The sequence below is a fragment of the Mycobacterium sp. 1245499.0 genome, assembly GCF_001673615.1.
Taxonomy (GTDB): domain Bacteria; phylum Actinomycetota; class Actinomycetes; order Mycobacteriales; family Mycobacteriaceae; genus Mycobacterium; species Mycobacterium europaeum_A.
The window spans coordinates 1-959 of sequence record NZ_LZMG01000341.1 but is presented as its reverse complement, the minus strand read 5'-3'; the positions used below and the strand labels follow the sequence as shown (position 1 = coordinate 959).

1 protein-coding gene and 2 pseudogenes are annotated in these 959 nt (G+C 69.8%); 2 read left to right on the top strand and 1 reads right to left on the bottom strand.

Annotated features, from left to right (window positions below):
• Together A5646_RS21170 and A5646_RS21165 are read left to right on the top strand one after the other, a co-directional pair.
• Positions 1–204: pseudogene (locus A5646_RS21170) on the top strand (OsmC family peroxiredoxin); the annotation flags it as partial.
• Positions 191–460 (top strand): annotated as a pseudogene (locus tag A5646_RS21165) (acylphosphatase); the annotation flags it as partial. The pseudogenes A5646_RS21170 and A5646_RS21165, both read left to right, overlap by 14 nt.
• Positions 461–602: 142 nt before the next feature.
• Here A5646_RS21165 and A5646_RS21160 read toward each other — a convergent pair.
• On the bottom strand, positions 603–896 hold the full coding sequence (locus A5646_RS21160; RefSeq protein WP_066859986.1) for an acylphosphatase: 294 nt from the start codon (positions 894–896) through the stop codon (positions 603–605).
• Between the last annotated feature and the right edge of the window lie 63 nt (positions 897–959).

Below are 959 nucleotides of genomic sequence, written 5' to 3'. Positions count from 1 at the left end.
GCCGACCGGGAGCAGGAACGCTATCCGCTGCTCGAGGAGACCCTGGAACTGGACCTGTCGTCGCTGGCCGACGACGAGAAGCAGCGCCTGTTGGTCGTGGTCAACCGCGCGATCGACCAGGTCTGCACGGTCGGCCGCACGCTCAAGTCCGGAACCACCGTCAACTTCGAGGTCAGCTCCGAGGCGAAAAATGTCGGAGCCTGACACCCGGCTCACCGCATGGGTGCACGGCCAGGTCCAAGGCGTCGGTTTCCGCTGGTGGACCCGCTGCCGGGCGCTGGAACTGGGTCTCACCGGCTATGCCGCCAACCAGGCCGACGGCCGCGTTCTGGTGGTCGCCCAGGGCCCGCGGCCGGCCGGCGAGAAGCTGCTGCACCTGCTGGAAGGCGGCACCGCATGGCCGTCGCGGCCCGGCCACGTCGACAAGGTGGTCGCCGACTGGTCACAGTGGTCACATCAGCCACGGGCGGAAGGTGAATGTCGCCCTGCGAAACGCGCTAGCGCCGGCGCTATCACGTTGCGGATTCGCCCATCGACGCCGCAGCCGGTGCCGGTGTGACATGTGAGGCCCAGGGGCTCGTCGGACGCCCGGACCGTGCCCGTCAGCGCTCGACGAAACCCTCGAACCGCTCCTGGGGCTGTGACCAGTCGGCGACCACCTTGTCGACGTGGCCGGGCCGCGACGGCCATGCGGTGCCGCCTTCCAGCAGGTGCAGCAGCTTCTCGCCGGCCGGCCGCGGGCCCTGGGCGACCACCAGAACGCGGCCGTCGGCCTGGTTGGCGGCATAGCCGGTGAGACCCAGTTCCAGCGCCCGGCAGCGGGTCCACCAGCGGAAACCGACGCCTTGGACCTGGCCGTGCACCCATGCGGTGAGCCGGGTGTCAGGCTCCGACATTTTTCGCCTCGGAGCTGACCTCGAAGTTGACGGTGGTTCCGGACTTGAGCGTGCGGCCGACCG